This window comes from Blautia caccae, from assembly GCF_040095955.1.
Taxonomy (GTDB): domain Bacteria; phylum Bacillota; class Clostridia; order Lachnospirales; family Lachnospiraceae; genus Blautia; species Blautia celeris.
In genome coordinates this window covers 1-2,995 of the sequence record NZ_JBBMFP010000053.1, presented here as the reverse complement: position 1 = coordinate 2,995, position 2,995 = coordinate 1, and the positions used below count along the sequence as shown (strand labels likewise).

Sequence of the window (2,995 nt, the reverse complement as noted above, 5' to 3'; positions counted from 1 at the left end):
AAGTGCAATGTGGCAGTGTATCAGGACGGGTACATAGCATGTAGTCTGGTGGATACTCTGGGGTGCACGGAGTGCTACAAGGAGTTTATGGAGAGCATGGAGGAGTAGTTTAAAAAAGGAGGGCCGGGTCAGCAGGCCCGGCAGTATGAAAAAGAAAAGTCTATATGAAAAAGGTTATCGCCCTTTGTTGAGTATTACTATACCGGGAAAATGTGATGAAACTGTGGTGAAAAGATAAAAGAATTGTGAAAGGAAAATAAAAATGAACAAAAATGAATTTGATAAAAGAATAGAAAAGTTTGTGACAGCATTGAGAGACTTATATTTAGATGTAGATGAAAGAGAAGGCACGGAAATGCCCAAAATAGAACTGAAAGAGGAGAACCTTACAGATGACTTTACCGCAATGATTATAGCAGTACATCTCTTGTATACTTTTATAACTGGTGATGATGATATGGACCTTATAGGATTTACGCATATGGTAAACCGTCTGGCTTTCCAATGGTTGCTTAAAAACGGTAATGAGGATTAACAAGATGAGGATATGTAGCATATGTCGAGCCAAAAAAGAGGAGACAGAGTTCCGGCTGATGAAAAAGCGTAACCGCCGGAACAGCTATTGCCGAGAATGCGAACGGTGGTATATGCAGAAATACATGAGAGCGTACAGGGAGATAAAGTTAAATGCTGACCTAACGGCAATACGGGGCAAGGACGAAAGAGGGACCTTGTAAAAAAAATCTCTGGAGCAAAAACCAGATAGGCAATAAAAAAGAGGGTGAGCAGATAACGCGCCGGAACGCAACGGGAGTGCCGCGCCATATGCGGATGCCAGTCGGGGGCATTGATTGGGCTGTATGCCAAAGCTGGGAGCCAGTACCGACAATTAAATTTAGAGGTGACAATGGAGGTACACCATGAAAAAATAATTAAAGAATACATAAAGGAATCAGTGGCATATTTAAATGTCGGTATATGGATAGGAGTTGGCGTAGCGCTTGGGATGTTGGCAGCACTTACAATTTTATGAAATGCGAATCATGAAGTGTAAAAAATGCGGCGGCAAAACGCAGGTAACGGACAGTGAGGAAACCCCAGGTGGGCATATGGTCATGCGAAGGAGGCAGTGCACAGCCTGCGGATATCGGTTTAAGACCACAGAAACATTTTGGGAGGACGTAAAGACACGAAAAAATGACAGTTTTGGAATACATGGAGAGGAGAAAAATAGATGATAAGAAACGGATCAGGCTGCCCGGACCCTACATACGATCAGGCATTACCCGCGATCAGGCGGGAAGAAAACATAAGGGCGCGGGAAAAGCGGTACGGCGTAAAGCGCGGAGAGACAGTACATATCATTATAGACATTAAGGACGAGGGACGGAGGACCGTAAAGGTAAGCCGCCGGATGCAGGTCGTTAACCTGTATGAGCACCACATTCTACTAAAACATGCGACAGGGGTGCAGGAGAGCTATCAGTACAATGACTTCCTTCAAAAATTGGACAGGAGGTGAATCCTATTTATGACCGAGAAAGAGCTGAAACAGATAGGCGTGAATAAACGTAGGCTTGTACAGTTAAAGGCAAAATATGAGGACTTATGCGGCTCCTATGGTATCTCTGCTGTGCAATCCGATGGAATGCCTCATGGGATGGGTGGAACTCAATCCGGTATGGCTATGGTAGAAGAAAAAGTAGATTTAGAGCGTATGATATCAGCGTTACGGAAGGAAAACCGGGAACTGATTGAGAAAGCCTGCGATTATATCAAGTCAATACCTGATGGATATATAAAAGCCGTACTGTCTTACAGGTATATACACTGCTTTGATATTGTTGAAACGGCGGCAGTGGTCAGGCTTTCCATGTGGGAATGCGAACAGATTTGCAAGGTGCATTTTAATAATGTGTTCTAGCTGATATATTTGTTATAAAACACTTGACATACTGTGGGGATTGACTTATAATATGAAGCATAGAAGTATATAAAAAAATATCCTCCGTTTGAAAGCTCGGCTGCGGGGTGTCATAGCTCCGCGGCTGATTAGCCGGTACCGCATAGGTACGTCAGGCACTGCGCAGTAAGGCGTATAGGCAGCATGGTTCCGTAAAGGAGTAGATTAACGTCGAGTATTCCAGGACTGCCGAGAGAAGACATAGCCTAAAGGGCATTTGGGTAGGGGCGAAGCAGGGAACTGATGGTCGCCGGAGCAGTACGGGGTGGGTTGCGTGCTGCTATATCTTGTATGATTTTATGAGCGAGGTGAACCCGCCGCTGGGGGAACCGATTAACTACAACCTCTCCGCTGCCACGGACAGAAGAGCCGGGCAGTGATAAGTATAAAGCAAAACATCTGTATCATTGTCGTGATACCAACGACAAGAAAGCGGTGTGGCGTAAAGAACATGGAAGACGTCCCTGGGTGGAGTTGTGAGGGGGTTCTGATACCAAAAGCGGAAAAACATATTTCTGCACAGCTTGAAGTCCTGCAATGCTATAAAGCTGTAAAAAACTTTATCCGTAATAGATGAGACTGGCCGGTGATTGCAGTAGTCCGGCAATTACGGGTAGTGCTCTGGAAGTGTAAGCAGTTTATAGAGAGAACAAGATTCCCTGGTGTCCGGGGTAAGTTTGCAGTGCATATACTTTAAACTGCATGTCCCAGGTCTGGGATAACAGCACCGTTTCGGCGGTGCAATGTTGGGGATTAGCTCAGTCGGTAGAGCATGCGGCTGTTAACCGCAGTGTCGTTGGTTCAAATCCAACATTCCCAGTAAGCTTATCTGCCACCGGATCTCCGGAGAGGCAGGGAGTACGACAGCATGATGTGCACTATGTGCTGCCGTGGCCTCCAGGATTATCCCCTGGGGTAAGTAATCGCCTTTGGCGTACCACCAAATACATTTTTTGACAATACCCCGTGGAAATACGGGGTATTTTGTTGCAATTTTATCAAACCTAGTATAAAATGAAAGAAAATATATTT

The 2,995-nt window shown here is 45.1% G+C and carries 5 protein-coding genes and 1 tRNA gene; all 6 read left to right on the top strand.

What is annotated here, in order from left to right; all coding sequences use genetic code 11:
• Positions 1 to 262 precede the first annotated feature (262 nt).
• Positions 263 to 535 carry a hypothetical protein gene (locus WMO65_RS25915; RefSeq protein WP_343310131.1) on the top strand — a complete coding sequence of 91 codons (273 nt, stop codon included), beginning with the start codon at positions 263 to 265 and terminating at the stop codon, positions 533 to 535.
• Between the two features lie 372 nt (positions 536 to 907).
• Positions 908 to 1,033: a hypothetical protein gene (locus tag WMO65_RS25910; protein ID WP_349064827.1), complete on the top strand. Its 126-nt coding sequence runs from the start codon at positions 908 to 910 to the stop codon at positions 1,031 to 1,033.
• Position 1,034: 1 nt separating this feature from the next.
• Positions 1,035 to 1,238, top strand: a complete 204-nt coding sequence (locus tag WMO65_RS26685) for an NrdR family transcriptional regulator (RefSeq protein WP_435380261.1) — start codon at positions 1,035 to 1,037, stop codon at positions 1,236 to 1,238.
• Positions 1,235 to 1,522 (top strand): hypothetical protein, encoded by a 288-nt coding sequence (locus tag WMO65_RS25905; protein ID WP_349064826.1) that lies wholly within the window; start codon positions 1,235 to 1,237, stop codon positions 1,520 to 1,522. The genes WMO65_RS26685 and WMO65_RS25905 overlap by 4 nt, the downstream gene beginning before the upstream one ends.
• 9 nt (positions 1,523 to 1,531) lie before the next feature.
• The gene (locus WMO65_RS25900; protein WP_349064824.1) at positions 1,532 to 1,924 is read left to right on the top strand and encodes a hypothetical protein; all 393 of its coding nucleotides are present in this window, start codon (positions 1,532 to 1,534) and stop codon (positions 1,922 to 1,924) included.
• Between the two features lie 786 nt (positions 1,925 to 2,710).
• Positions 2,711 to 2,783: transfer RNA gene (locus WMO65_RS25895), tRNA-Asn, on the top strand.
• Positions 2,784 to 2,995: the final 212 nt, after the last annotated feature.